At 70.3% G+C, this 23,935-nt stretch carries 29 protein-coding genes and 1 pseudogene; 12 read left to right on the top strand and 18 right to left on the bottom strand.

Features of this window, described 5'->3' with window-relative positions:
• The first annotated feature begins 103 nt into the window (after positions 1-103).
• Both VNG13_14315 and VNG13_14310 read left to right on the top strand, forming a co-directional pair.
• Positions 104-319, top strand: a complete 216-nt coding sequence (locus VNG13_14315) for a biotin/lipoyl-binding carrier protein (GenBank protein ID HVA61690.1) — start codon at positions 104-106, stop codon at positions 317-319.
• Positions 320-387: 68 nt separating this feature from the next.
• Positions 388-1,473, top strand: coding sequence for a PilT/PilU family type 4a pilus ATPase (locus VNG13_14310; protein ID HVA61689.1), 1,086 nt, complete (start codon positions 388-390; stop codon positions 1,471-1,473).
• Between the two features lie 392 nt (positions 1,474-1,865).
• Here VNG13_14310 and VNG13_14305 read toward each other — a convergent pair whose 3' ends face one another.
• Together VNG13_14305 and bioB are read right to left on the bottom strand one after the other, a co-directional pair.
• Positions 1,866-2,375, bottom strand: a complete 510-nt coding sequence (locus tag VNG13_14305; protein HVA61688.1) for a GNAT family N-acetyltransferase — start codon at positions 2,373-2,375, stop codon at positions 1,866-1,868.
• A complete protein-coding gene (gene bioB / locus VNG13_14300) occupies positions 2,372-3,382 on the bottom strand; it encodes a biotin synthase BioB (GenBank protein ID HVA61687.1) in 1,011 nt (336 codons plus the stop codon). The genes VNG13_14305 and bioB overlap by 4 nt, the downstream gene beginning before the upstream one ends.
• A gap of 80 nt (positions 3,383-3,462) precedes the next feature.
• Between bioB and VNG13_14295 the strand changes: the two genes are divergently transcribed.
• Positions 3,463-4,938, top strand: coding sequence for a histidine kinase N-terminal domain-containing protein (locus VNG13_14295; GenBank protein HVA61686.1), 1,476 nt, complete (start codon positions 3,463-3,465; stop codon positions 4,936-4,938).
• Between the two features lies 1 nt (position 4,939).
• On the opposite strand, the gene VNG13_14290 is transcribed toward VNG13_14295, so the two are convergent.
• The 3 genes from VNG13_14290 to VNG13_14280 all read right to left on the bottom strand — a co-directional run bounded on the left by VNG13_14290 (position 4,940) and on the right by VNG13_14280 (position 6,618).
• Positions 4,940-5,152 (bottom strand): hypothetical protein, encoded by a 213-nt coding sequence (locus VNG13_14290; GenBank protein HVA61685.1) that lies wholly within the window; start codon positions 5,150-5,152, stop codon positions 4,940-4,942.
• 6 nt (positions 5,153-5,158) lie between these two features.
• Positions 5,159-5,410 carry a WhiB family transcriptional regulator gene (locus VNG13_14285; protein ID HVA61684.1) on the bottom strand — a complete coding sequence of 84 codons (252 nt, stop codon included), beginning with the start codon at positions 5,408-5,410 and terminating at the stop codon, positions 5,159-5,161.
• 287 nt (positions 5,411-5,697) lie between these two features.
• Positions 5,698-6,618: a diacylglycerol kinase family protein gene (locus tag VNG13_14280; protein ID HVA61683.1), complete on the bottom strand. Its 921-nt coding sequence runs from the start codon at positions 6,616-6,618 to the stop codon at positions 5,698-5,700.
• A 64-nt stretch (positions 6,619-6,682) separates the two neighbouring features.
• Here VNG13_14280 and VNG13_14275 point away from each other — a divergent pair, with 64 nt between their 5' ends.
• Complete coding sequence (locus VNG13_14275) at positions 6,683-7,066, top strand: hypothetical protein (protein HVA61682.1); 384 nt, start codon at positions 6,683-6,685, stop codon at positions 7,064-7,066.
• On the opposite strand, the gene VNG13_14270 is transcribed toward VNG13_14275, so the two are convergent.
• The 5 genes from VNG13_14270 to sodN all read right to left on the bottom strand — a co-directional run bounded on the left by VNG13_14270 (position 7,067) and on the right by sodN (position 9,912).
• Positions 7,067-7,912 carry an RNA polymerase sigma factor SigF gene (locus VNG13_14270; GenBank protein HVA61681.1) on the bottom strand — a complete coding sequence of 282 codons (846 nt, stop codon included), beginning with the start codon at positions 7,910-7,912 and terminating at the stop codon, positions 7,067-7,069.
• Positions 7,909-8,334, bottom strand: coding sequence for an anti-sigma regulatory factor (locus VNG13_14265; GenBank protein ID HVA61680.1), 426 nt, complete (start codon positions 8,332-8,334; stop codon positions 7,909-7,911). The genes VNG13_14270 and VNG13_14265 overlap by 4 nt, the downstream gene beginning before the upstream one ends.
• Before the next feature lie 82 nt (positions 8,335-8,416).
• Positions 8,417-8,923, bottom strand: coding sequence for a GNAT family N-acetyltransferase (locus VNG13_14260; GenBank protein ID HVA61679.1), 507 nt, complete (start codon positions 8,921-8,923; stop codon positions 8,417-8,419).
• Positions 8,920-9,495, bottom strand: a complete 576-nt coding sequence (locus tag VNG13_14255; protein ID HVA61678.1) for a histidine phosphatase family protein — start codon at positions 9,493-9,495, stop codon at positions 8,920-8,922. The genes VNG13_14260 and VNG13_14255 overlap by 4 nt, the downstream gene beginning before the upstream one ends.
• A gap of 9 nt (positions 9,496-9,504) precedes the next feature.
• Positions 9,505-9,912 (bottom strand): superoxide dismutase, Ni, encoded by a 408-nt coding sequence (sodN, locus tag VNG13_14250; GenBank protein HVA61677.1) that lies wholly within the window; start codon positions 9,910-9,912, stop codon positions 9,505-9,507.
• 77 nt (positions 9,913-9,989) lie between these two features.
• Between sodN and sodX the strand changes: the two genes are divergently transcribed.
• Complete coding sequence (gene sodX, locus VNG13_14245; protein HVA61676.1) at positions 9,990-10,319, top strand: nickel-type superoxide dismutase maturation protease; 330 nt, start codon at positions 9,990-9,992, stop codon at positions 10,317-10,319.
• Here the strand turns inward: sodX and rfbC are convergent.
• Positions 10,286-10,897 carry a dTDP-4-dehydrorhamnose 3,5-epimerase gene (gene rfbC, locus VNG13_14240; protein HVA61675.1) on the bottom strand — a complete coding sequence of 204 codons (612 nt, stop codon included), beginning with the start codon at positions 10,895-10,897 and terminating at the stop codon, positions 10,286-10,288. The genes sodX and rfbC overlap by 34 nt on opposite strands.
• A 210-nt stretch (positions 10,898-11,107) precedes the next feature.
• Between rfbC and VNG13_14235 the strand changes: the two genes are divergently transcribed.
• From VNG13_14235 to VNG13_14225, 3 genes and pseudogenes are all read left to right on the top strand, one after another.
• Positions 11,108-12,280, top strand: a complete 1,173-nt coding sequence (locus VNG13_14235) for an NADP-dependent malic enzyme (protein HVA61674.1) — start codon at positions 11,108-11,110, stop codon at positions 12,278-12,280.
• A gap of 32 nt (positions 12,281-12,312) precedes the next feature.
• Positions 12,313-13,002, top strand: a pseudogene (locus tag VNG13_14230) (alcohol dehydrogenase catalytic domain-containing protein).
• Positions 12,914-13,282, top strand: coding sequence for a zinc-binding dehydrogenase (locus VNG13_14225; GenBank protein ID HVA61673.1), 369 nt, complete (start codon positions 12,914-12,916; stop codon positions 13,280-13,282). Before VNG13_14230 ends, VNG13_14225 begins: the two are co-directional and overlap by 89 nt.
• Positions 13,283-13,297: 15 nt before the next feature.
• On the opposite strand, the gene VNG13_14220 is transcribed toward VNG13_14225, so the two are convergent.
• The 3 genes from VNG13_14220 to VNG13_14210 all read right to left on the bottom strand — a co-directional run bounded on the left by VNG13_14220 (position 13,298) and on the right by VNG13_14210 (position 17,950).
• Entirely contained in the window at positions 13,298-13,468 is a 171-nt protein-coding gene (locus VNG13_14220; protein ID HVA61672.1) for a DUF6104 family protein, read from the bottom strand.
• A gap of 3 nt (positions 13,469-13,471) precedes the next feature.
• Positions 13,472-17,167 carry a multifunctional oxoglutarate decarboxylase/oxoglutarate dehydrogenase thiamine pyrophosphate-binding subunit/dihydrolipoyllysine-residue succinyltransferase subunit gene (locus tag VNG13_14215; protein ID HVA61671.1) on the bottom strand — a complete coding sequence of 1,232 codons (3,696 nt, stop codon included), beginning with the start codon at positions 17,165-17,167 and terminating at the stop codon, positions 13,472-13,474.
• Between the two features lie 93 nt (positions 17,168-17,260).
• Positions 17,261-17,950 (bottom strand): dithiol-disulfide isomerase, encoded by a 690-nt coding sequence (locus VNG13_14210; protein ID HVA61670.1) that lies wholly within the window; start codon positions 17,948-17,950, stop codon positions 17,261-17,263.
• Between the two features lie 87 nt (positions 17,951-18,037).
• Between VNG13_14210 and VNG13_14205 the strand changes: the two genes are divergently transcribed.
• A complete protein-coding gene (locus tag VNG13_14205; protein ID HVA61669.1) occupies positions 18,038-18,724 on the top strand; it encodes a response regulator transcription factor in 687 nt (228 codons plus the stop codon).
• A 151-nt stretch (positions 18,725-18,875) separates the two neighbouring features.
• On the top strand, positions 18,876-19,067 hold the full coding sequence (locus VNG13_14200) for a hypothetical protein (GenBank protein ID HVA61668.1): 192 nt from the start codon (positions 18,876-18,878) through the stop codon (positions 19,065-19,067).
• 21 nt (positions 19,068-19,088) lie between these two features.
• On the opposite strand, the gene VNG13_14195 is transcribed toward VNG13_14200, so the two are convergent.
• The 3 genes from VNG13_14195 to VNG13_14185 all read right to left on the bottom strand — a co-directional run bounded on the left by VNG13_14195 (position 19,089) and on the right by VNG13_14185 (position 20,734).
• Positions 19,089-19,598 carry a hypothetical protein gene (locus VNG13_14195; protein HVA61667.1) on the bottom strand — a complete coding sequence of 170 codons (510 nt, stop codon included), beginning with the start codon at positions 19,596-19,598 and terminating at the stop codon, positions 19,089-19,091.
• 142 nt (positions 19,599-19,740) lie between these two features.
• Entirely contained in the window at positions 19,741-20,244 is a 504-nt protein-coding gene (locus tag VNG13_14190; protein ID HVA61666.1) for a hypothetical protein, read from the bottom strand.
• Positions 20,245-20,347: 103 nt separating this feature from the next.
• Positions 20,348-20,734, bottom strand: coding sequence for an ATP-binding protein (locus VNG13_14185; GenBank protein HVA61665.1), 387 nt, complete (start codon positions 20,732-20,734; stop codon positions 20,348-20,350).
• 243 nt (positions 20,735-20,977) lie between these two features.
• On the opposite strand from VNG13_14185, the gene VNG13_14180 reads away from it, so the two are divergent.
• Both VNG13_14180 and VNG13_14175 read left to right on the top strand, forming a co-directional pair.
• Entirely contained in the window at positions 20,978-22,036 is a 1,059-nt protein-coding gene (locus VNG13_14180; protein HVA61664.1) for a zinc-binding dehydrogenase, read from the top strand.
• A gap of 26 nt (positions 22,037-22,062) precedes the next feature.
• Positions 22,063-22,518 carry a Rid family hydrolase gene (locus VNG13_14175; protein HVA61663.1) on the top strand — a complete coding sequence of 152 codons (456 nt, stop codon included), beginning with the start codon at positions 22,063-22,065 and terminating at the stop codon, positions 22,516-22,518.
• Here VNG13_14175 and VNG13_14170 read toward each other — a convergent pair.
• Positions 22,504-23,745 (bottom strand): GAF domain-containing SpoIIE family protein phosphatase, encoded by a 1,242-nt coding sequence (locus tag VNG13_14170; protein HVA61662.1) that lies wholly within the window; start codon positions 23,743-23,745, stop codon positions 22,504-22,506. The two genes, VNG13_14175 and VNG13_14170, sit on opposite strands and share 15 nt — an antisense overlap.
• Positions 23,746-23,935: the final 190 nt, after the last annotated feature.

Here is a 23,935-nt window from a genome sequence, read left to right as displayed (position 1 = left end):
TGCCTATGGTCCTTTCGGGCCGTTTCGGCCTGGTACCTCCGGGCCGGTGCGGGCCCGGTCCGGGGCGTGGTTGGATCGGGCCCCGGCCCGGAAGGGAGCGCGCGTGGCCGACGAGATTCGTGCCGAGATGGTCGCCAACGTCTGGAAGGTCGTCGTTGCCGCGGGCGACCAGGTCGAGGACGGTGACACGCTGGTCATCCTGGAGTCGATGAAGATGGAGATACCGGTCGTCGCGGAGAGCAGCGGGACGGTGCAGGAGCTCCGGGTCGCCGAAGGCGACGTCGTCCAGGAGGGTGATGTCATCGCGGTGATCGGCTAGCGGATCCCGCGCGGACGGAGACCGCCGAAACGGTCAAGACCGGCGACGTGCCGGCCGAACTTATCTCCGTGACCTCTGTGACGACGATCGAGCCGTTCCTGCGGGCTCTCGTGGAATGCGGTGGCTCCGACCTGCACTGCAAGGTCGGCTCGCCGCCGAGGGTGCGTATCGACGGCCGGCTCCGCAAGCTACAGACGCGGGACCTGACCGCCGCCGACACCGAGAAGATGGTGACCGAGGTCCTCCGGGCCGACCTCATCGAGGAGTTCCAGCGGTCCAACGAGGCTGACTTCGCCTACTCGATGCCCGGGGTGGGCCGGTTCCGGGTCAACGCGTTCCGATCGCGTGGTTCGGCCGGGCTGGTTTTCCGCCGGGTGAGCGTCGGGGCGATCCCGCTGGACGAGCTCGGCCTACCCGTCGTGCTGGGCGGCCTCGCCCTCGAGCCCCGCGGGCTCGTCCTGGTCACCGGGCCGACCGGATCGGGGAAGACCACGACGCTCGCCGGCATGGTCGACCACATCAACGCCAACCGCGAATGCCACGTGGTGACGATCGAGGATCCGATCGAGATCCTGCACTTCGACAAGCTCGCGATGATCAACCAGCGGGAGGTTCGGGTAGACACCGAGGACTTCGCGGTCGCCCTGCGCGCCGCGATGCGCCAGGATCCCGACGTCATCCTGGTCGGAGAGATGCGCGACCAGGAGACGGTCAAGTCCGCGCTCGCGGCATCGGAGACCGGTCACTTCGTGATGTCGACCCTGCACACGACCGACGCGCAGGAGACGATCAACCGGATCATCGACTTCTTCCCGCCGCACGAGCAGAAGCAGGTCCGGCTCTCGCTGGCCGGCTCGCTGCGGGGCATCCTCTGCCAGCGGCTGGTTCCCCGAGCCGACGGCGAGGGCCGCTGTGTCGCGATGGAGGTCTGCATCAACACCGGACGGATCGCGGACGCCATCGCCGACCCGGAGAAGACCTCGACGATCAACTCGTTGATCGCCGAGGGCGGCTTCTACGGCATGCAGACCTTCGACCAGCACCTGGTGGCCTTCCTGCGCGACGGGGTCGTCACCCTCGACGCGGCCATGGCGGCCTCGACGAGCCCGCACGACCTCACGGTCGAGCTGCGCCGGCTCGGCCTCGTCGCCTGACGACGGCCCCGCCCCGCCGCCCGCGCCCCCTGGGCCGCGCCCCCCTTCCCGCGCGGTGAGTGGGCGTTCGTGCCGGGGCAAACCGCCCACTCGGAGCGTGGGCGATCAGCCGAATCGCCCACTCGGCGCCCCGCCGCCCCCTGGGCCCGCCGCCCCGCTGCCCCGGGCCCCGGGGTACCGGGTCAGCCCCGGCGTTCCCCGTGCCGCACGCACCGGGCGGTCCAGCCGGTCGGTACCACCTGCACGGCCATCCGCCGGCCGCATTCGGCGCAGTAGCGGGGCGGGTCATACGGCAGCCGCTGGACGCAGCCTGGATGAGCCGCCCCTTCGCTCGGTTGCCCGCAGATCCCGCAGAACACGGCCGTACCTTACGGAGCGCGCTCCGCGCCCCGCTACAGCTGGTAGCGGTAGCCGATCAGCGGGATCCCCGGCTCCGGCTCCCAGTCGAGGTCCGGAGCCCGTTCGAAGCCCAACCGCTGGTAGAGCCGATGGGCGGCCTGCATGTTCGGCTGGGTCAGCAGCCGCAGCCGGTGGCAGCCCATCCGCCGGGCCCGGACGATCGCGCTGCGGGTGAGCGCCGCACCGATCCCGCGGCCACGCGCCGCCTCGTCGACGGCGAGCATCCGCAGCACCGCCTCACCCGGTCCGGCCCGCTCGCTCCACTCCGGCCCGGCCTGCCACCCGAACAGGCTCGCGGTGCCGACGATGGCGCGGGTCGCGGGGTCCTCGGCGACCAGCAGGTCCCCGGCGGCCGCCCGCCCGGCCGCATCGGCGAGCCGCGGCGCATAGCTGGCGCCGGTGAAGCCGCCGTCGACGTAGACCCGGACGGTGAGCTCCGCGACCGCGGGGAAGTCCGCCGGGGTCGCGGTCCGAACGACGACCGGCGGCCCGGCGTCGGTCATACCGTGTGCCCCACCGCCTGAATGGGCATGCCGAGCTCCCCGAGCAGGGCGAGGTCTTCGCCTGGCGAACGGCCCAGGGTGGTGAGGTAGTTGCCCACGATGATCGCGTTGATACCGCCGAGCAGGCCGGCGGCCGTGCCGAGATCGCCCAGGGTGACCTCCCGGCCGCCGGCGTAGCGCAGGATCGTCCGGGGCAGGGCGAGGCGATAGGTGGCGATCGTCCGCAACGCGTCCCTGGTGGTGACCAGCGGGTAGTCGGCGAACGGGGTGCCCGGGCGGGGGTTCAGAAAGTTCAGCGGCACCTCGTGCGGCGCGAGCTCGGCGAGTTGCCCGGCGAACTCGGCCCGCTGCTCGACGGTCTCGCCCATCCCGATGATCCCGCCGCAGCACAGCTGCATGCCGGCGTCGCGGACCATCGTGGCGGTGTCCCAGCGCTCGGCCCAGGTGTGCGTGGTCACGACGGCCGGGAAGTGCGATCGGGCGGTTTCCAGGTTGTGGTTGTAGCGGTGCACGCCGCACCCGGCGAGCTCCGCCGCCTGCTCCCGGGTGAGTATTCCGAGCGAGCAGGCGACCTGGATGTCGACCGCGGCGTGAATGGCGGCGACGGCGGCCGCGATCTGGTCCATCAGCTTCCGGTCGGGTCCGCGGACCGCCGCCACGATGCAGAACTCGCTCGCCCCGGTCGCGGCCGTCTCCACCGCCGCCCGGACCAGTTCGTCCACGTCGAGCCAGGCGGCCCGAACCGGCGAGTCGAACCGGCCCGACTGCGAGCAGAAGTGGCAGTCCTCCGGGCAGCCGCCGGTCTTGACGCTGACGATCCCCTCGACCTCGACGGCCGGCCCGCACCACCGCTGCCGGACCTCGTGGGCGAGCTGGAGCAGCTCATCGAGCCGATCGTCGGGCAGCCGGAGACATTCGAGCGCCTGTTCCGCGGACAGGCCCTGGCCGGCGTCGAGGACCTGGCGGCGCGCAGTGTCGAGGACGGTCACGAGCCGACAGTCTGCCAGCGCCGGGCGGAGCTCGCCGGCCGGGGCCCGGCTCGGCCGCCACACCGGGCTGTGCTGGTTACCCTGCGGACGTGCCGACGATGGGGGATCTGGTCCGGAGGCGGACCGCGCTCGACCCGGCCGACCTCGACTGGCTGCACCGGCTGGTGGGGGAGTGGCAGCTGCTGGCCGACCTGTCATTCGCGGATCTGCTGCTCTGGGTCCCGCTGACCGGAGGCCCGGGCCGGCGCTTCATCGCCGTCGCGCAGTTGCGCCCCACCACCGCACCGACCGCCTACCAGGAGGACCGGGTCGGGCAGGTCGTCGCCGACCGGCCGCAACTGTGGGCGGCGTTCGAGGAGGGGCGGATCCACCGGGAGGGCGATCCGGAGTGGGGCGGCGGATCGCCGGTCCGGGAGGAGGCGATCCCGGTCCGCCACGCTGACCGGGTGATCGCGGTCATCGGCCGCGACACCAACCTGGCGGCTGCCCGCACGCCCAGCCGGCTGGACATCGCCTACCTGCAAAGCGCCAGCGACCTGGCAAGCATGATCGCCGACGGGACGTTCCCGTATCCGGCGGACGGCGCGGCCGATCAGGCCGGCCCGCGGGTCGGTGACGGGCTGATGCGTCTCGACGGTGACGGGGTCGTCGTGTTCGCCAGCCCGAATGCGGTCTCGGCCTACCGGCGCCTCGGCTTCGCCGGCGATCTGCTGGGCCGGGATCTGGGTGCACTGACCGAAACGCTCGCGCCGGCCGCCGATCCGATCGACCGGCCAGTCACTGCCGTGGCGACCGCCCGGGAGCCCCGGACCGGTGATATCGAGACCGCCGGCGCGACCGTGCAGCTCCGGGCGCTCCCGCTGCGGATCGGGGGGCGGCACATCGGAGCGATCGTGCTCGTCCACGACGTCACCGAGCTGCGTCGCCGGGACCGTCAGCTCATCTCGAAGGACGCCACGATCCGGGAGATCCACCACCGGGTGAAGAACAACCTCCAGACCGTGGCGGCGCTGCTGCGCCTCCAGGCGCGCCGGTTGTCCGTGCCGGAGGCTCGACTGGCCCTCGAGGAGTCGGTTCGCCGGGTGAGCTCGATCGCTGTCGTGCACGAGACGCTGTCGCTCACCTTCGACGAGGCGGTCGGCTTCGATGCGATCGCCGACCGGGTGCTCGCCCTGGTCCGCGACGTCGCCGCCGGGGACGAGGCGGTCCGCGTGGTCCGGGAGGGCAGCTTCGGGGTCCTGCCGGCGGCGCTGGCCACGCCGCTGGCGATGGTGATGACCGAGCTCGTGCAGAACGCGGTCGAGCATGGTTTCCCGACCGGTCAGGGCGGCCTCGTGCGCGTCCGGCCGGCTCGGACCGGTCGCCGACTGGTCGTCGAGGTGGTCGACGACGGGGCGGGCCTGCCGCCCGGGTTCGCCCTCGGGGCCTCCCCCCAGCTCGGGCTCCAGATCGTCCGAACGCTGATCGAGGGCGAGCTCGGTGGGGTGCTCAGCGTCGGCCCGGGTCGAGAGGGTGGCACCCGCGCCGCCATCGACGTTCCGATCCTCAACGACACCCTCCCGGCAACCCGCTGAGTCAGTGCGGGTGGCCGGCGGCGAACCGCAGCAGGACCTCGCCGGTGGGGCTGGTCTCGCTATTGAACGGGTGGATCACGAAGATGATCAGGACGACGAGCCCGACGAAGATCAACGCCAGCGCGTAGAGGATGACGCGGAACCGCCATTTCGCGGCCCAGGCCGACGGGGGATCCGTGGCGACGAGCGGCGGGCGGACGTAGCGCTCGGCCATCGAAGGTCAGGCGGTGTGCGCCCGGGCCCGGGCGCCGCGCCGGCGCAGGGCCCGGCGCTCGTCCTCGGACAGCCCGCCCCAGACCCCGGCATCCTGGCCGGTCTCGATCGCCCACTGGAGGCACGGTTCGGTCTCCGGGCAGCGCCGGCAGACGGCCTTGGCGTCCTCGATCTGGAGGAGGGCCGGCCCGGTGTTCCCGATCGGGAAGAACAGTTCGGGATCCTCGTCACGGCAGGCGGCGGCGTGTCGCCAGTCCATGCGTGCCACTCCTCAACGGTCGGGGCGGCCCGGGTCGGGCCACCTTGTGAACTTTTTCACGAGCTCGGCCGGAAAGGCCCCTCTCGCGGGTTCCGGAGGTACCGTCTCTACACGCTATGCGCAGGAAGCCGGGCGCGTCTAGACCTTGATTACCCGCTGAACGCTACGTGACACCCGTAGTGCGTGCAAGCATCGTTGCCAGCACTTTTACGGGTTTGCGTGTCGCATTCGTCACACCGGGGCGGCAATCCGGTACCGAATGTCCGTTTCGTGGTCGACCGGCGGGATCAGGCGATCACGCGAAGCGCGCCCGGGCAGGCGGTGAAGCTCACGGCCTGCCGTTCCCCGAGATACTCGCCGTCCACCTGGAAGTCCAACGGGCGCTCGGCGATGAGTCGGAAGCCGGCCAGGTCGTGACGGTGCACAGCCGCCCGGCCCCGCGGGCCGATCTGCCGCGCGGAGAGCATCCCGAGCCCCGCTCGGGTCACGGACGGCACGCCGAGGCGGCGCATCGCGAACAGGTCGAGCCCGTCGTCGTAGCTCGCCCGCGGGCTGGTGTAGACCGGGCGATCGCCGAAGTAGGTCCATGGTGAGCAGTTGGAGACGATGGCGACGAACAGGCCAGGCACCGGTTCGCCGCCGGTCGGCTCGAAGGTGATCGCGGGGTGCCGGCGGTCGGTGGCGAGCAGGTAGCGGTTCACCGCGGCGCGCAGATAGCGCTGCGGTGTCGAGCGCCGGCCGCGCCGTCGGGCGCGATCCACGGAGTGGACCGCTGCGGCGTCGAGTCCGAGGCCGGCGGTGAAGGTGAAGTGACGGTCGTCCGCGCGCCCGACGCCGATCCGCCGGCTCCGGCCGGCCCGGAGCGCCTCGAGCACCGCGCTCGTCGCCTCCACCGGGTCCAGGGGCAGCCCGAGCGTGCGCGCGAAAACGTTCGCGCCGCCCCCGGGCACGACGGCCAGCGCGGTGGACCCGGGGCCGTCGTCGAGCAGCCCGTTGACGCATTCGTTGACCGTGCCGTCGCCGCCGAGTGCGACCACGAGGTCGAACTCGTCGCGGACCGCCTGGCGCGCGAGCACCCGGGCGTGCCCTCGCCGCTCGGTCTCCGCGACGTCGAGCTTGAGATCGCTTCCGAGCGCCCGGGAGAGGATGTCGCGCCCGCGTGCCGTCGTTGCGGTGGCCTTCGGGTTGACGACCAGCAACGCGCGCATGAACGGTCACAGTAGCGGCCCGGTCGCGCCGGGCGATCCCACCCTCCCGGCTAGGGTCGCCGGCATGCCGAGGTCCACTCCGCTCGACGCCGCGGCGGTGCTGGTCGGGGTGGAAGGGCTCGCGCTGCTCGTCGGATCCGGGGACTACCTGGCCCGGATCGTCGTCGGCCGCCCCCACGACGTTGTCACCGCGGTATTCGGCGGTGCACTGGGCGTGGTGGCCGCGGCGGCGCTGCTCTGGCTGGTCCGGCCGCTCCGCGCGGGGCGCCGCTTCGCCCGGTCCCCGGTCGTGCTCCTGGAGCTGCTGGCCGTCCCGGTCGCCGCCGGCCTGCTCCAGGGGGGCAAGGCCGGGATCGCGGCGGCGGTCGGGGCGCCGGCGCTGGCAGTTCTGGGTCTACTCGCGACGCCGAGCGCCCGGGGCCCGTTCGAGATCCCGACCGCGGGCTGATCACTCGTCGCTGAGCAGGCCTTCGCGCAGCTGGGCCAGGGTCCGGGCGAGCAACCGGGACACGTGCATCTGGGAGATCCCGAGCTCGGTGGCGATCTGCGACTGGGTCATGTTGCGGAAGAAACGGAGCAACAGGATTCGCTTCTCGCGAGGGGGCAGCCGCTCCAGAAGCGGCTTGAGCGACTCCCGGTACTCGACCCCCTCGAGCGAGTCGTCCAGCGCGCCGAGACTGTCGGCCACCGCCGGGGCGTCCTCGTTGCCGCCGTCCGGCGCGTCGAGGGAGATCGCCGAGTAGGCGTTTGCCGACTCCAGTCCCTCGAGCACCTCCTCCTCGCTGATCCCGAGGAAGTTCGCAAGCTCGGCCACCGTCGGCGAGCGCCCGATGGTCTGCGAGAGCTCGCCGGTGGCCTTGGTGAGCTGAAGCTTGAGCTCCTGAAGCCGGCGCGGTACCCGGATCGCCCAGCCCTTGTCCCGGAAGTGCCGCTTGATCTCGCCGACGATCGTCGGGGTCGCGTAGGTGGAGAACTCGACCCCTCGCTCCAGGTCGAAACGGTCGACGCTCTTGATCAGACCGATCGTGGCGACCTGGACCAGGTCGTCGAGAGGTTCCCCGCGGTTGCGGAACCGGCGGGCGAGGTACTCGACGAGGGGGAGGTGCAGCTCGACCAGCTCGTCGCGAATCCGGGGCCGCTGGGGATCCTCGGGAGCCAGGTCCGCGAGCCGGGCGAACTGGGCGCGCGCGTAGCTCCGATCGTGCGGCGCCCGGGCCCGGCCGGTGACCTCGATCAGGTCGGGCTCGACGACCAACTCGACCTCGACCTCGACCTCGGGCGGATTGTCGGTCATCCGGTCGCGGCGGCGCCACGCCGCTTGCGCAGCCGGATCGTCACCCGCTGGTCGACGTCGGCTTCCGCGTCGACCTCGCCGGCGAGCGCCGACAGGACGGTCCAGGCGAACGTGTCTCGGGACGGTTCCAGGCCGTCCTGGGTGAGCACCGCGACGGAGACCGCCATGGTGTCCGCGCCCAGCTCGAACCGGCAGTCGAGATCGGCTCCCGGGAGGGCCTGGGAAAGCAGCATGGCGCAGGCCTCGTCCACGGCGATCCGCAGGTCCTCGATCTCATCCAGGGTGAAATCCAGGCGCGCCGCGAGCCCCGCGGTCGCGGTCCGCAGAACCGACAGGTAGGCACCCGCGGCCGGCAGCGAGATCGTCACGAGGTCGGGTACCAGCGCGCCGCTCGGGCGCGGCGCTGCCGAGTCCTGGATCATCCAGCCTCCATGGCAACCCGGCGACGAGACGGGCAGGATGCTCGGGTTCCGGTAGCGAACCGTACCCCGCCGCGCCGGGAACTCACACCGGTGGGGGAGGTTTGCCGGGGGCGGGGTCTTCCGCCAACGCCACCAGCGCCGGACCGGTGAGCCGGAAGGTCGTCCACTCCTCGAGCGGCACCGCGCCGAGCTCCCGGTAGAAGTCGATTGCCGGGGTGTTCCAGTCGAGGGCGGCCCAGTCGAGGCGCCCGTAGCCGCGCTTGACGGCGGTGCGGGCCAGCGCGCGCATCAGCCCGCGCCCCAACCCCTGACCGCGGCACTCCGGGCGGACGAACAGATCCTCCAGATAGATCCCGGGACGTCCCAGCCACGTGGAAAAAGTGAGGAAAGCGAGGGAGAAACCGGCGAGAATCTCGTTAGAGGAGATGGCGACGTGCGCGAAGGCCACCGGATTTTCGCCGAACAGGTGACGGGCGAGATCGGCCTCGGTGATCCGCACTTCGTCGGCTGCGCGTTCGTAGGCGGCAAGGTCGCGGATCAGGTCGGCGATGACCGGGACGTCGGCTGCGGTCGCCGGGCGGATGCTCATCGGTGCACCGGGGCGTTCCAGGTGTCGAGCACCGGGCGCTCGTGCTCCGCACCGAGGCGCGACAGGGTGCCCGTGTCGAGGCGCAACCGGGCGCCGGCCGCGGGCGGTAGGTCGATCCATCGCGCGGCGAGGACGCGGAGCGCATGGCCGTGCCCGACGAGGGCGACGTCACCGGCCTCGAGGGCGGGGGCGATCCGGGCCAGGACCCGGTCGGCGCGGGCCCCGACCTGGGCCACCGTCTCCCCATCGGGGACACCGTCGGTCCACAGGTACCAGCCCGGCCGGTCCTGCTGGATGTCCGCGGTGGTCCGGCCCTCGTAGTCGCCGTAGTCCCACTCGACGAGGTCCGGGTCCAGCTCGATGTCGGTGAGCCCGGCGAGTTCCGCGGTCCGCCGGGCCCGGCCGCTCGGACTGCACAGCACAAGTTGGAACCGGAGCGCCGCCAGCGTCGCCCGCACCGCAGCGGCCTGCGCTTCCCCGGTGCCGGTCAGTGGAATGTCGGTTCGGCCGGTGTGGCGGCCGTCCCTGCTCCATTCCGTTTCCCCGTGCCGGACGAGCAGCACGATCCCCACGGGATCGGGCTACGCCTGCTTCGTCTCCCAGAAGATCTTGGCGATCTCGTCGATCTGGTCGAGCAGTTTCTGGCCGGTCGCCGGGTCGACCGAACCCTTGACCCCGCCGGCTCCCGCCTGCTTCGTCGCGTCGTTGAACAGCTGGTTGAGCTGTGGGTACTTCTCGAAATGAGCGGGCTTGAAGTAGTCGGTCCAGAGCACCCACAGATGGTGCTTGACGAGCTCGGCGCGCTGTTCCTTGATCTGTAGGGCGCGGGCTCGGAAGGCTGGGTCCTCATTCGCTTGGTACTTCTCCTGGATGGCCTTGACCGAGTCGGCCTCGACCTTCGCCTGTGCCGGGTCGTAGACCCCGCATGGCAGGTCGCAGTGGGCGTGCACGACGGTGGATGGGGCGAGGAGGCGGCGCAGTGCGCGCATCGGAGGTCCTTCCGCGAAGACAATGGCCTTGCGCCCGACACTACCCCCGGGCGGGCGCGGCGGAACCGGGAGGGCGGATGCGCTGGCCGTTGGGTCGGGTCGAGGTCGCCGGCAACTCCATGCTGCCGGCGCTGGGGCCCGGCGACTGGCTGGTCGTGCGTTGGAGCGCGACCAGCGGGCGGCGTATCCGTTCCGGGGCAGTGGTGGTACTGCGCCGCCCGGACCGGCCCGAGCTCCTGGTGGTCAAGCGGGTCGGCCGCGTGCTCGACGACGGCCGGTTGTGGGTGGTCGGCGACAACCCGGCGGCCAGTGACGACAGCCGGCTGTTCGGACCGGTCGGGCCCGAATCGGTGGTCGGTCGGGTTCTCGGCCGCTATCGGCGAGCGCCCGACCGCAGCTCGGCGTAGCGGGCCAGGCAGTCCTCGTAGCGGGGGAGCGAGCCGGCGAGCTGGGCCTCGGCCAGGGTCGGTGCCGCCGCGTCCTTCGCCGAGAGGCGGGGAGGGACATCGGCCGGCCAGGGCAGACCGAGCTCGGGGTCGGTCGGATGTATCCCGTGCTCGGCACCGGGGGTGAACGGGGTCGAACACAGGTACGCGACGTTGGATTGGTCAGCGAGGGCGAGGAAGGCGTGCCCGAGCCCTTCGGCCAGGTAAAGCCCGCAGCGATCCTCGTCGTCGAGTCGGACGGCCGCGCTGACCCCGAAGGTGGGCGAACCGACCCGGAGGTCGACCGCGACGTCGAGCACCGCACCGCGGGTGCAGTAGACGTACTTGCCCTGGCCGGGCGGGACGTCGGCGTAATGCACCCCCCGCAGCACGCCGCGCCCGGAAACCGAGTGGTTGGCCTGGGCGACGGTCAGCGGATGTCCGACCGCAGCCGTGAACACGTCGGATTTGAACCACTCGAGGAACCGTCCCCGTTCGTCCGGAAACTGCTGCGGACGGAAGAGCCACGCACCAGGCACGGCGAGCTGGTGCACTTCCACGATCGCGCACCATAGCCGACCGACCACCGCGGCCGGTGTGGGACAATTCGAGCTGCGGGTGACCCCCGAGTCCGAAAGGCCTGACCGAGGCTCACTTCAATCGCCCGCTGTTCGCCCGCCGCTCGACCGCTGTTCGACCGCTGTTCGGGGCCGCTCGGCGGCCGCTCGGCGGCGTCGAGGAATCCTGCCATGGCCGTGGAGCCACTACCGATGACTGCTGTCGATCCGCGCGACGCGGATCCCGCCTTCGCCTTGCATCGAGGGGGGAAGATCGAGGTCAGGTCCCGGGTTCCGCTGCGTGACCGCGACGACCTTTCCCTCGCCTACACCCCCGGGGTCGCTCGGGTGTGCACGGCGATCGCCGAGGAGCCGGCGCTCGTCTACGACTACACCTGGAAGGGCTCGTGCGTCGCGGTCGTCACCGACGGCAGCGCGGTGCTCGGACTTGGCGACATCGGTGCGGCGGCAGCGCTACCGGTGATGGAGGGGAAAGCACTGCTGTTCAAGCACTTCGCCGATGTCGACGCCGTCCCGATCTGCCTCGACGCGCGTGAAGTCGACGATGTCGTCGACACCGTGGTTCGGCTCGCCCCGGGGTTCGGCGGAATCAACCTCGAGGACATCAGTGCTCCGCGCTGTTTCGAGATCGAGCGCAGGTTGCGCGAGCAACTGGACATCCCGGTCTTCCACGATGACCAGCACGGCACCGCGGTCGTGGTGCTCGCCGCGCTGAAGAACGCGGCCCGGCTGGCTGGCCGAACGCTTGCCTCGTTGCGGGTGGTGGTCTCCGGGGCGGGGGCCGCCGGAGTCGCCGTCACCCGGATCCTGCTCGACGCCGGGATCGGCGACATCGCGGTCGCCGACAGCCAAGGGATCCTGCATGTCGACCGGAGCGGGCTTACCGCGGTGAAGGCCGCACTCGCCGCCGCGACCAACCGGGCCCGGCTCGCGGGAGCCCTGGTCGAGGCACTCGACGGGGCCGACGTCTTCATCGGGGTCTCCGCCGGACAGGTGCCGGAGGAGGCGGTAGCCCGGATGGCGCCCGGCGGCTTCGTGTTCGCCCTTGCGAACCCCGACCCGGAGATCTCGCCGGCGGTGGCGCATCGCTACGCCAGGGTCGTCGCAACCGGACGCAGCGACTACCCCAACCAGATCAACAACGTGCTCGCCTTCCCGGGCATCTTCCGCGGTGCGCTCGACGTGCGGGCGCGGTCGATCACCGAGCAGATGAAGCTGGCCGCCGCCGACGCCATCGCCGGGGTGGTCGGCGACCGGCTCGCCGCCGACCACGTCATCCCCAGTGTGTTCGACCCGCAGGTCGCGCCCGCGGTCGCCGCGGCCGTCGCCGCGGCCGCCCGGCGCGAGGGCGTGGCCGGTCGCTGAGACCGCCTCGCCGCCTGCCGTAGTTTGGCTGGGTGCTCGCAGCCGTCGCCGCCCGTATCGACCTCGCCGATCCACTGGCTGGTCTCGAGGTGTGCGAGCGTCCCGAGCCCACCGCCGCGTCGGGCTGGTCGACGGTGCAGGTGCGGGCCGCCTCCCTCAACCACCACGACCTTTGGACGCTGCGAGGGGTCGGGATCACCGAGGACCAGCTGCCGATCGTGCTGGGTTGCGACGCGGCCGGGCTCGACGACACGGGCCGCGAGGTCGTCGTCTACCCGGTCATCGCCGACCCCGGGCGCGGGGGTGGTGACGAGACGAACGATCCGTCCCGGTCGCTTCTCTCCGAGCGTTACGACGGGACGCTGGCCGAGCGGGTGGCGGTGCCCACCCGCAACCTGCTGCCGAAACCAGCCGGCCTGAGCTTCCTCGAGGCCGCCTGCCTGCCCACGGCATGGCTCACGGCGTACCGGATGCTGTTCACCAAGTCTGGGGTCGCACCCGGCGGCACCGTGCTGGTCCAGGGCGCCGGCGGCGGGGTGGCGACCGCGCTCGTCATGCTCGGGCGAGCCGCCGGGTACCGGATGTGGGCGACCAGCCGGGACGAGGCGAAGCGCGTGCGGGTGGGCGAGCTAGGTGCCGACGCGGTGTTCCCGCCGGGCGCGCGGTTGCCCGAGCGGGTCGACGCGGTCATGGAGACGGTCGGCCAGGCGACGTGGGCGCATTCGCTGCGGTGTCTGCGCCCGGGAGGCACCGTCGTCGTGTCCGGAGCCACCTCTGGATCGAACCCCCCCCGCGGACCTGAGCCGGGTGTTCTTCACCCAGCTCTCGGTTGTCGGGTCGACGATGGGGACCAGGGAGGAGCTCGAGGCGCTGCTCCGATTCTGCGAGGTCACCGGCGTGCGACCGCCGATCGACGGGGTGTTCGCGCTGGCGGACGCGGCGGCCGGCTTTGCCCGGCTCGCGGCGGGGGACGTGTTCGGCAAGATCGTCCTGACCGTCTGAGTGGCGGCCGCCGGCCTACTCCTCGTCGAGCCGGGCCAGCCAGCTGGCCAGCCGATCGACGGGGGCGTCGAGCTCGGGGTGGAGGTCGACGAAGTCACGGAGCCGTTCCGCCAGCCACGCCAGGCTGACCTCCTCCTCCCCGCGGCGTCCGGAGAGCTCCTCGATGCCACGGTCGGTCGCGTACACGGCTCAGCGCGGCCGTGCGCCGAACGCGCGGTCGAACAGACGCTGCTGTTCCCCCTCGTGCGCGAGCATCGAGCCGGTGGCCGTTGACGCGCTCGCCGGGCGGGTGGCCGAGGAGAGCATGCGGTCGCCGAGGACCGGCGGCAGGTTCAGCGCCATGAACGGCCACGCGCCCATGTTCGCCGGTTCCTCTTGTGCCCAGACCAGCTCGGCGTCGGTCGGGTAGGACTCGAGCACCGATTCGATCTCGGCCGCCGGAAGCGGGTAGAGCTGCTCGATGCGGACGATGGTGGTGGCCGCGGCCAGGTCGGCGGGGGCCTTGTCCCTCGCCCGGGCAAGCTCGTAATAGGCCTTGCCGGTGCACATGAGGATCCGCCGCACCCGGTCTGCCGGTGGGCCCTCCGGATCGGGGATAACGCGCTCCCACCGCCCCCCGGTGAAGGCCGCTGCGGGTGAGGTCGCGGCTTTGAGCCGCAGCAGCGATTTCGGGGTGAAGACGACGAGCGGCCGGCGCCGCCTGGTCAGCGCCTGGCGTCGGAGCAGGTGGAAATAGTTCGCCGGTGTGCTCGGCATGGCGACCGTCAGGTTGTCCTGCGCGCACATCGCGAGGAAACGCTCGATCCGGGCCGAGGAGTGGTCCGGCCCCTGGCCCTCGTAGCCGTGCGGCAGCAGCAGGGTGAGGGACGAGCGCTGCCCCCACTTGGCCTCGCCGCTCGCGATGAACTCGTCGATAACAGTCTGAGCGCCGTCGGCGAAGTCGCCGAACTGAGCTTCCCAGCAGACCAAAGCCTCCGGCCGGGCAACCGAATAGCCGTACTCGAACCCCATGGCCGCGTACTCCGAGAGCAGCGAGTCGTAGAGGTAGAAGGCCCCCTGATCGGGCGCCAGGTGGGCCAGCGGGGTGTACTCCTCCCCCGTCTTGCGGTCGACGATCACCGCATGCCGCTGTCCGAAGGTGCCGCGACGCGTGTCCTGGCCGGACAAGCGCACGACGCGGCCCTCGAGCAAGATCGCGCCGAATGCGAAGGTCTCGGCGGTGGCCCAGTCGACCGCGTTCTCGGCGAGCATCTGGTTGCGTCGCTGCAGCTGGGTGAGTAGCCGGGGGTGCACCGTGAAGCCATCCGGGGCCGTGAGCTGGCCGTCGGAGATCCGCTTGAGCACCTCATCGCTCACCGCGGTCTCGACGTCTTCGTCGGGTGTCGGTTCCGAGGACTGCTCGACCCAGGGGCTGGCCGGAGCGTGTCCCGCCTCCCTGGTCTCGGCGAAGACCTTCTCGAGCTGCTCCTGATAGTCCTTCAGCGCTCGCTCGGCCTCCTCCACGCTGATGTCGCCACGGCCGATGAGTGACTCGGTGTACAGCTTCCGGACGCTCCGCTTGGCGTCGATCAGGTCATACATCAGCGGCTGGGTGAGGGACGGGTCGTCGGCCTCGTTGTGCCCCCGCCGGCGGTAGCAGATGAGATCGATGACGACATCCTTTTTGAACGCCTGGCGGAAGTCGAAGGCCAGTCGGGCGACCCGGACGCTCGCCTCCGGATCGTCGCCGTTCACGTGGAAGATCGGTGCCTGGATCATCCGGGCGACGTCGGTTGCGTACACGCTGGACCGGCCGGCCGCCGGAGAGGTGGTGAAGCCGACCTGGTTGTTGACGACGACGTGGACCGTGCCACCCGTTCGGTATCCGCGGAGTTGGGACAGGTTGAGCGTCTCGGCGACCACCCCCTGGCCGGCGAACGCGGCATCCCCGTGGATGAGGACCGGGACGACCGTGAATCCACCTTCGCCCCGGTTGATCAGATCTTGCTTGGCCCGGGCGATCCCCTCGAGCACCGGGTCGACCGCCTCGAGGTGGCTCGGGTTCGAGGTCAGGGTCACCGTCACCCCGGGGCCGTCCTCGGACCGGTAGGAACCCTCGGCGCCCAGGTGATATTTGACGTCGCCGGAGCCGTGCGCGCTCTTCGGGTCCAGGTTCCCTTCGAACTCGCGGAAGATCTCGCCGTAGCTCTTGCCGACATTGTTGGCGAGCACGTTCAGCCGCCCACGGTGGGCCATTCCGATCGCAACTTCGTCCATGTCGGCGTGCGCGGCCGCATCGATCAACGCGTCGAGCAGGGCGATCGTCGTCTCCGCGCCTTCCAGCGAGAAGCGCTTCTGGCCTACGTACTTGGTCTGGAGGAACGTCTCGAAAGCCTCGGCCTGGTTGAGCTTGCCGAGGATGTGCAGCTGCTCCTCGCGAGCCGGTTTTGCGTGCGGCCGCTCGACCCGGTCCTGGATCCAACGCCGTTGTTCCGGATCCTGGATGTGCATGTACTCGATGCCGACCGTGCGGCAGTACGAGTCGCGGAGCACACCGAGGACGTCCCGAAGCTTCATCACCGGCTGATCGCCGAAGCCTCCGGTCGCAAAGCCGCGGTCGAGATCCCACAGCGACAACCCGTGATTGACGACGTCGAGATCGGGATGGCGGCGCAATTCGAATTCCAGTGGGTTCGTGTCCGCCATCAGGTGGCCACGGACCCGGAACGCATGGATCAGTTCCAGGACCCGGGCCGGCCGGGACACCTCGTCGTCGTGGCTCGCGGCTATGTCGGTGACCCAGCGGACCGGCTCATAGGGGATCCGCAGGCTCCGAAACAGCTCGTCGTAGAAGCCGCCGTCGCCGAGCAGCAGGTCGTGCATGCGGCGTAGGAAGTCCCCGGACTCGGCGCCCTGGATGACCCGGTGGTCGTAGGTGCTGGTCAGGGTGAGCACCTTGCTGACGGCCAGCCGGGCCAGCGTTTCCGGGTTCGCCCCCTGGTACTCGGCCGGGTACTCCATCGCCCCGACGCCGATGATCGCTCCCTGCCCGGTCATCAGCCGGGGTACCGAATGCACGGTGCCGATAGTCCCCGGGTTCGTCAGGCTGATCGTGGTGCCGGCGAAGTCGTCGGCGTTGAGCTTGCCGGTTCGTGCCTTGCGCACGACGTCCTCGTACGCGGTCCAGAACTGGCCGAAGTCCAGCGCCTCGCAGCTCTTCACGCAGGGCACCAGCAGTTGGCGAGATCCGTCGTCCTTTTGGAGGTCGATCGCGATCCCGAGATTGATGTGTTCCGGGACGGCGACCCCGGGCTTGCCGTCGGCGTCGGTGAACGCCCGGTTCATGGCGGGTACTGCGTCGAGCGCCCGGATCAGGGCGAAGCCGATCATGTGGGTGAACGACACCTTGCCACCGCGACCGCGGCGGAGGTGGTTGTTGATCACAACCCGGTTGTCGATGAGCAGCTTTGCCGGGATCGCCCGGACGCTCGTCGCCGTCGGGACGGTCAGGCTGGCCTCCATGTTCGTCACGACCCGGGCGGCAGCGCCGCGCAGCGGCCGGACTTCGGGGCCACCGGCGTTCCCGGCCGGGTCGGCGGTGGGCGCCGGGCTGGCCAAGGGGGGGGCGGCGGCGGGGGGTGCCGGGTTGGCCGCCGGCGGGGCTGCCGGGTTGGCCGCCGGCGGGGCTGGGGGACGGGCTGCCGGTGGCTGGCCGTTTGCGGCGGGGACCGCCGGCCCCCGACTGTCGCGGGAGGCGGGCAGCTCGCCCGGTTGGTAGTCGGCGAAGAAGTCCCACCAGGCCCGGTCGACAGATTCGGGATCCTTGACGTACTGCTGGTACATCTCGTAGACGAGCCACTCGTTGGGACCGAAACCGGCCAGTGGGTCGTCGGACTGCGTGGTCACGGCGCGATCGCCTCTCAGGTGTGGCTCGGTACCAAACAACTGATCAGCCTACGCGGCCTGGCTCGGCGCGGCGCCCCGCGCGGGTGGCTCCGGTCAGGCGGCCGCCCGCCGCAGGATGGTGTCGATTGCCGAGGGGTCGTCGGCCATGATCCGCGGGAACCCCTGACCGGTCTCCTGGCTCCACTGGATCTTGATCCCGGGGTTTTGGACGTCCTCGCCTCCGGGGAGGAATAGGTGCGGCGAACCTGTGACGCCGTCCTCCCTCGCCCGGCCCCACTGCTCGAAGACCTCAGGCCGGCCGGCGCCGGCTTGCAGCCGATCCTCGAGCGCCGCTACGTCGACGGAGGGGCAGCCCCGTGCCACGTTGATCACCGCCGGGTAGATGCTGATGGGCTCCGAGCCGACGTAGAACGCGTCGCGCAGTGCGGCGTCGAGATCCTCGCTGCCGGCCAGGCCGCCCACGGCATCGATCTTGGCTGCCTGGACCGCCTCGAGCGCAAGCAGGGTGGTGGCCGGGTAGGTGTGTGTCGGTCGGCGCCACGGGCGCCAGCCGAGCGCCGGCTCATGCGATCCGATCACCGCAACCTCCGCGTCGATGGTCGGCTTGGGGGTGCAGCGCCCGTTGACCAGCTCTAGCGGCCACGCCCGGTGATCCAGTAGGACAGCGCCCTCCAGGCCGAGGGCGCGCCGCCGGGCCCGCAACCGGTGGACGGCGAGCGAGGCCCAGGGGCAGCCGATATCGGAGTAGATGACTATCCGACCATTCGGCACGATAAGTGTCATGAGGTGCGATCCTAGGGAGGGGCGAGCCGGTCGGCACCGATTCGTCCCCAGTCTCATGGATGTTCAGACGGGATGACGATCATGGCCGTGACCGAGCAGAGCCCGGACCTGGCGGCCGCTGGCGGTTCGCCGACCGTGCGTGTCCTGATCGTCGACGACCATGAGCTGTTCGCATCCAGCCTCGAGCTGGCATTCGAACGCACCGCCGATCTGGAGGTGGTCGGCCGGGCCATGAACCTGACCCAGGCCCAAGCCCAGGTGGCCGCTACCCGCCCGGACGTGGTCGTCCTCGACTACAAGCTTCCGGACGGCGACGGGGTGGCCGGCACCACCATTTTGAAGGAGATCGCCCCTGAGGTCCGGATCGTCATGCTCACGGCCTCCGAGTCCGAGCAGGTGCTCGTGGCGGCGATCGAGGCCGGCTGCTCCGGTTTCGTGACCAAGACGGCGAACATCGACGAACTCGTGTCTACGGTGCGCACCGCTGCGGCCGGCGAGGTGAACATCTCTCCGATGTTGCTGGCCCGGTTGCTGCCCAAGCTGCATCGCCGTGAGCGAAGCCTCGGTTCGGACCTGAGCCCTCGCGAACTCGACGTGCTCCGGCTGCTCGCCCAGGGAATGGCGAACGCGGCGATCGCCGACGGTCTGGGCATCAGCGTCTTCACGGTGCGCAACCACGTTCAGAGCGTGCTGGCCAAGCTCGGTGTGCACTCCAAGCTCGAGGCCCTGGCGACGGCGGTCCGCGAGGGTCTGCTCGACCTTGACCGCGGCTGATCCCCTCGTATCCGCCCGACATGTCCGCATTCATCCGAGATCGACCCGGGGATTGTTCAAGACGGTGTTGTCAACCCGTTGTGAACTGTTGGGCTCGGCGCAGTGCCTGCCGATGCAGAATGCAGGTGAACACATCGGCAGGGAGCTGGACATGAGTCAGACCTCGGAGTGCGTCATGGCGACCGAGAAGTACCAGGGTCTGCTGAGTCGCTCGGTCCAGCTGACCGCGCAGGCCTGCGCCGCCTGGTCTAGCGGCGAGTGGAGCCGCGGCGTTGATCTGATCCTGCAGGCCGCAGATCTCGAAGACGCCGCCGTGCGCGAGGTTGGCCGGCACGCTGCCTGAGCCGCCGAGCCCGGCGGAGGCCTAGCCGATCGCCAGGGCCGACTGCTCGGCGCGAGCCTCCTCCTCGACAGTCTTCACGGCGGTGGCGACCTCTTCGGTCGTCAGCGCCAGCGAGACCGCGAAGTAGTAGATGACCAGGCTGAAGACCGCCACTACCACGAGGTCCCACCAGAATGGGATGTTGTTGGTGTCGTTCAACGTGATCCCGAGGACCGGACTCGCGCTCGAGTATTGGCCCTGCCAGGAGATGATCGCCAACCCCACCAGCCACGGCAGGATCCATGACCCGGATCGCCAGTTCAGGATGGCGCGCCGCTCCGCCGGGATCATCGCCTGGTAGACCCCGAAGAGCACGAAGCCGAGCGCGATTAGCACGTATAGCCAGAACACCGTGTTCCAGCCGGACCAGTACACGATGAAGTTGGCGCAGATGAAGGCGATCGGACATAGGACACCGGCGTAAGGCAGCCGGTAGGAGCGTGGGCGGTCCGGATCACGCTTGCGCAGCGCCGCGAGCGAGACTGCCGCCATGGCGTACATCGGGGACCGAGACCCACCGACGATGCATGGGCGAGACGCTACGACCAGCCGGGGGGATGCAAACATCAACGGTCGGCGAGTCACCGTCCGTTGCGCACCGTTCGAAACCCGGCGTCGAGCCGGGGGTGACGGTTTAGTGGCGGAAGAACCCGCGCCGGGGCGGCGGCTCCTGGCGCAACTGGCGCAGCGCCACTTCGAGTTGTTCGACCCGCTGCTGGAGGGCGTTCAGCTGCTCACGCGACTCGTTGGCGGACGACTCCACGGCGGCGGATCGGGTCGGCGCGGCCGGCTGGCTGGCGGTCACCGTGGTCGGGGCCGTGGCGCGCGCGGCTGCGCGTCGCGGTGCGGTCGACCTGCCGGCGGACTTCTTCGCCCTGGTGGCCTTCGGCTTCGTGGCCTTCGTGGTCCGGGATGGCCGCCGCGTGCTCGTCCGGGAGGAGCCGGCGGTGAGCTTACGGACCTCGGCGAGGTTCACCTCGGCACGTTCGCCACGTGGTCCTTGCCCGGTCCGGGTCTTCAACGTGCCGGCGGCGATCCAGTTGCGTACCGTCTGGGCTGCCACCCCGGCCGCTTCCGCAGCGTCGCTGACTCCGACCCACTCTGCCGAACTCGGACTGGTGCTAGTCATGTTGGTCATGGGGCAATCTTGCCTTGTCGGTGTCGGGTGGCGCCAATCGGGGTCCGTTCACGGCGTTCCGCAGCGAACCGATTACCGGCGCAGCTGGCCCTGGACTGACGACTCACTGCCCAGCTGTCGCCAGCTCCGCCCAGACCCTTTTGCCGTCGCCCGGGATCGACTCCACTCCCCAGGACCGCGAAATCGTGTGCAGAATGGCCAGTCCGCGACCGCTCGGCGCCTCTACATCCGAAGCCGAGGCCAGCGGGACCCGTGGATGATCGTCTTGGACCTCGAGCCGGACGTGATCGGTGTAGTGCGTGATCGAAAGGCGGACCAGGGATTCGGCGTGCACGATGGCATTGGTGACCAGCTCGCTGGTGGCCAGCATCAGATCCTCGATCACCTGATCGGGTAGCTCCCACCTCGAGGCATAAGCTCTAACCTGCCGACGCGCGTCCCGCACGTGGATGGGCCGCGAGGGCACTTCGAGTTCAACGTGTTCGGGCATCCGCGGCTGCTCGGCTAACGGGCGTCAGCCCGACGCTGAGCCTCCGACGTCACGGGGTGGCAACGCCACGGGGAGCCAGAGGCCAGCGTGGTAGGGCGGCATGGACGCCATCGCAGCGGTCCCGTCCAATCTCTGTTAGGTCCGGGATAGGCCTTCCCATCCGCCCTACCGGGATAAACGTGTTCGGCCGGGTTCGGTCGGGTAGGGTCCGGCGGCGCCACGGCGCGGCGGGAGGAGCTCTGAATGACGACGATGCGGGCGGCCCGCTTCGAGCGGGCTACGCTCGGCCTCACCATTCGACAGGTCAGCCGTCCCTCGCCCGGTCCCCTCGAGGTCCTGGTGCGGGTGGAGGCCTGCGGGATCTGCCTGTCAGACGTGCATCTCCTCGATGGCTCGCTGCCCGGTTTCCTGCCCGAGGTGACGCCGGGTCACGAGGCGGCCGGGGTGGTCGAGGCGGTCGGCGAGCTTGTTCCGAGTTGGCAACCGGGTCAGCGGGTCGTAATCGCCGGCGGACGTCCATGCGGTCAGTGTCCGAGCTGCGCGCGGGGCCACGTCGAGGAGTGCCTGCGTTTCGAAACCATGGGTTTCAACTACGACGGAGCCTGGGCCGAGTACGTGGTCGTTCCTTACTTCACCCTCGCCGGGATCCCTGACGACCTACCTTTCGCCCAGGCGGCGATCCTGGCGGACGCCGTCGCCACGCCGTATGCCGGCCTGGTCCGTCGCGGTGCCTTGCGCCCTGGCGAGACGGTCGGGCTGTGGGGCATCGGGGGACTGGGGACCCACGCGGTCCAGATCGCCCGGCTGGTCGGTGCGGCGCTGATCGTCGCGGTGGACCCCAGACCGACGGCGCGGCGACGAGCACTCGCGCTCGGCGCCGACCATGCGCTCGACCCGTCGAGTACGGACGTGCCGGCGGAAATTCGGCGTCTGACCGGGGGGCTCGGGCTGGACCTGACCGTGGACCTCGTCGGCGCCAACTCGGTGCTTGCCCAGGCGGCTGACTGTGCCGGGCGGTTCGGTCGGGTGCTCATGATCGGGTTGTCCCTTGACCGGATCGAACTAGGTGCAGGCGTGTTGTTCGGGGTCTCGTCTCAGACTCTGCTCGGGCATTTCGGCTACCGGAAGCGCGACCTTGATCAGCTGGTCGATCTGGTCTCGCGCGGCCGCTTCGATGTGTCCAGCTCGATCTCCGCGGTGATGCCGCTCGAGGACGTGGGCCGGGGGGTCGAGCAATTGCGGACCAAGGACGGCGATCCGATCCGGCTCGTGGTGCAGCCGCAGATCAGCCGCCCGGGCTGATCTGGGAGTGACCCGGCCCAGTCCAGATTGGTGATACTGACCGGCATGGATGTGGATGCGGTCCGACCGGTCGAGCTCTACGCCGAAGCCCTTACGCCTATGCATCGGTCGCGCCACTCGGACGGCTCATCTTCACCGCTGGCGCTTGCCCGCTCGATGCCCAGGGCCGAACTGTCGCACCTGGCGATCTGGAGGCTCAGTCCGAGAAGGCGGTGGCGAACCTGCTTACCGCGCGGCCGGCCGCTGGTTCCGATCCGGCTCACATCCTGAAGACAACTGTTTCGTCGTCGCAACGGAGCGGTCCGATCTCGTCCGGGCCTGGCGGGTGGAGAAGGACGCCTTCGATCCGCCGCTCGGCGTTTGCTACCTCGGCTACCCAGGCCAATTGGTCGAGATCGAAGCGGTCGCGATCCGGGCCGGCTAACCTGCGGCTGGCGCTTGGACGTCGCCGGACCGCCTCGAAGGACTCAGGTGGCCAGTAGGGCGAGGACGGTCACGTCGTCGGCGAGATTGCCGTCGCAGTGCGCAAGGACGGCCTCGAGCGTGGCTTCCAGGAGCGTTGATGGGTCCGCGCCGCTGGCGGCGAGTATCGCCCGGAGCCGCTGGTCGCCGAACTGTTCAGTTTCACGTCGAGCCTCGGTGACCCCGTCGGTGTGCAGCAGCAGCAGGTCGCCGGGGGCCAGCCGTACCCGGAGGTCCTTAACACCGGGGTCCGGGAAGCAGCCGAGCAGCCGGCCCGGGGTGTCGAGGACTTCGACCGATCCGTTCACCCGGCGCACCATCGGCGCCGGGTGTCCGCCTCGGGCGAGTTTGATGTCGAGGCCGTCAGCGGTGGCCCGGGTGGTCAGATAGATGGCCGACAAGAACCGCTCGGGCTCGTCGCGGGCCAGCACGGTGTCGTTCAAACCGGCGAGGACCCGCCGCGGAGCGGCCTGGAGAACGGCGAGCGTGCGCACGGTGTAGCGCGCGACCGTCGCGAGCGTGGCCGCCCGAGCGCCGTGGCCCACGACGTCGCCGATGAGAACGCCCCAACGCCCCGCCGGCAACGGGAAGACGTCGTAGAAGTCTCCGGCCACGAGGGTCCCGCCCCGTCCGGGAAGTAGCCGGCCGGCGACCGTCAGTCCGGGCACTTGGGGGAGCTCCGGGGGGAGCAGGCTTTCCTGCAAGGTCGCGGCGAGCTCAGCACTCGTCCGGGCCAATTCGCGGGCCGCCTCCCGCGCCTGGGCGTTGAACAGGTACGCGGCGGTGACGTCGGCGAGGATCTGGGCCCCGACGAGGTCGGCGTCGGAGAGCTCCAGAGGTTCTTTGGCGTAGAGCTCGAGGGCTCCGAGTTGGCGATCGTCCAAGCGCAGCGGAAAGCTGTAGACGGCGCCGAGGCCGGCCTGCGACGCGGCCGGCGAGAACTGGGCGAACGTTTTGTCTTGCGCGAGATCCCGGATGGCGACGTGCTGTCCGGTGCGGTAGGCCTGCAGGCACGGGCCCTCCTGCAATGCCATCTGTAGGGCCTCGATACCGAATATCACATCGTCGGACGCGGCGACGAAGTGGTGCTCGACGTCACTTTCCATCAGCAGCACGCCGGCGCCGTCGACCGGAATGACCTCGGCCACGCGGTCGGCAAGGTGGTCGAGGATCTTTTGAATGGAGAACTCGCCGGTAAGGGTGCGCGCGAATTCCACTAGGACGGTCGTCAGACCCTGCTCATCCACCACCCCTCCCCTCGGGCACGTTGAGCTCTGTTGCCGCCAGGAGTCCAGAGCAGCGTCGCGGGAAGCAACCCTCACGGTACGCGCTTTCACCGGCATGGTGTGGGTTCGGCCGCCGCCGGGGTGGGGATCGGGCTGCTCCGCCCATGCGGGGCGGCCGCAGACCCCGACTCTCGAGCCTCTGGCGGAACGG

Source organism: Mycobacteriales bacterium, from assembly GCA_035533475.1.
GTDB lineage: Bacteria > Actinomycetota > Actinomycetes > DATLTS01 > DATLTS01 > DATLTS01.
The sequence above is the reverse complement of the archived record's forward strand: the minus strand, read 5'-3'. Positions and strand labels throughout refer to the sequence as shown.

What these genes read in the sequence shown, in the direction of transcription:
- VNG13_14265 (HVA61680.1), bottom strand. Translation starts at nt 8,334, where the DNA reads ATGATCCAGGACTCGGCAGCGCCGCGCCCGAGCGGCGCGCTGGTACCC.
- VNG13_14285 (HVA61684.1), bottom strand. Translation starts at nt 5,410, where the DNA reads ATGGACTGGCGACACGCCGCCGCCTGCCGTGACGAGGATCCCGAACTG.
- VNG13_14280 (HVA61683.1), bottom strand. Translation starts at nt 6,618, where the DNA reads ATGCGCGCGTTGCTGGTCGTCAACCCGAAGGCCACCGCAACGACGGCA.
- VNG13_14270 (HVA61681.1), bottom strand. Translation starts at nt 7,912, where the DNA reads ATGACCGACAATCCGCCCGAGGTCGAGGTCGAGGTCGAGTTGGTCGTC.
- VNG13_14180 (HVA61664.1), top strand. Translation starts at nt 20,978, where the DNA reads ATGACGACGATGCGGGCGGCCCGCTTCGAGCGGGCTACGCTCGGCCTC.
- VNG13_14210 (HVA61670.1), bottom strand. Translation starts at nt 17,950, where the DNA reads ATGACACTTATCGTGCCGAATGGTCGGATAGTCATCTACTCCGATATC.
- VNG13_14275 (HVA61682.1), top strand. Translation starts at nt 6,683, where the DNA reads ATGCCGAGGTCCACTCCGCTCGACGCCGCGGCGGTGCTGGTCGGGGTG.
- VNG13_14200 (HVA61668.1), top strand. Translation starts at nt 18,876, where the DNA reads ATGAGTCAGACCTCGGAGTGCGTCATGGCGACCGAGAAGTACCAGGGT.
- VNG13_14185 (HVA61665.1), bottom strand. Translation starts at nt 20,734, where the DNA reads ATGCCCGAACACGTTGAACTCGAAGTGCCCTCGCGGCCCATCCACGTG.
- VNG13_14305 (HVA61688.1), bottom strand. Translation starts at nt 2,375, where the DNA reads ATGACCGACGCCGGGCCGCCGGTCGTCGTTCGGACCGCGACCCCGGCG.
- VNG13_14190 (HVA61666.1), bottom strand. Translation starts at nt 20,244, where the DNA reads ATGACCAACATGACTAGCACCAGTCCGAGTTCGGCAGAGTGGGTCGGA.
- sodN (HVA61677.1), bottom strand. Translation starts at nt 9,912, where the DNA reads ATGCGCGCACTGCGCCGCCTCCTCGCCCCATCCACCGTCGTGCACGCC.
- VNG13_14235 (HVA61674.1), top strand. Translation starts at nt 11,108, where the DNA reads ATGACTGCTGTCGATCCGCGCGACGCGGATCCCGCCTTCGCCTTGCAT.
- sodX (HVA61676.1), top strand. Translation starts at nt 9,990, where the DNA reads ATGCGCTGGCCGTTGGGTCGGGTCGAGGTCGCCGGCAACTCCATGCTG.
- VNG13_14260 (HVA61679.1), bottom strand. Translation starts at nt 8,923, where the DNA reads ATGAGCATCCGCCCGGCGACCGCAGCCGACGTCCCGGTCATCGCCGAC.
- VNG13_14195 (HVA61667.1), bottom strand. Translation starts at nt 19,598, where the DNA reads ATGGCGGCAGTCTCGCTCGCGGCGCTGCGCAAGCGTGATCCGGACCGC.
- VNG13_14295 (HVA61686.1), top strand. Translation starts at nt 3,463, where the DNA reads ATGGGGGATCTGGTCCGGAGGCGGACCGCGCTCGACCCGGCCGACCTC.
- VNG13_14290 (HVA61685.1), bottom strand. Translation starts at nt 5,152, where the DNA reads ATGGCCGAGCGCTACGTCCGCCCGCCGCTCGTCGCCACGGATCCCCCG.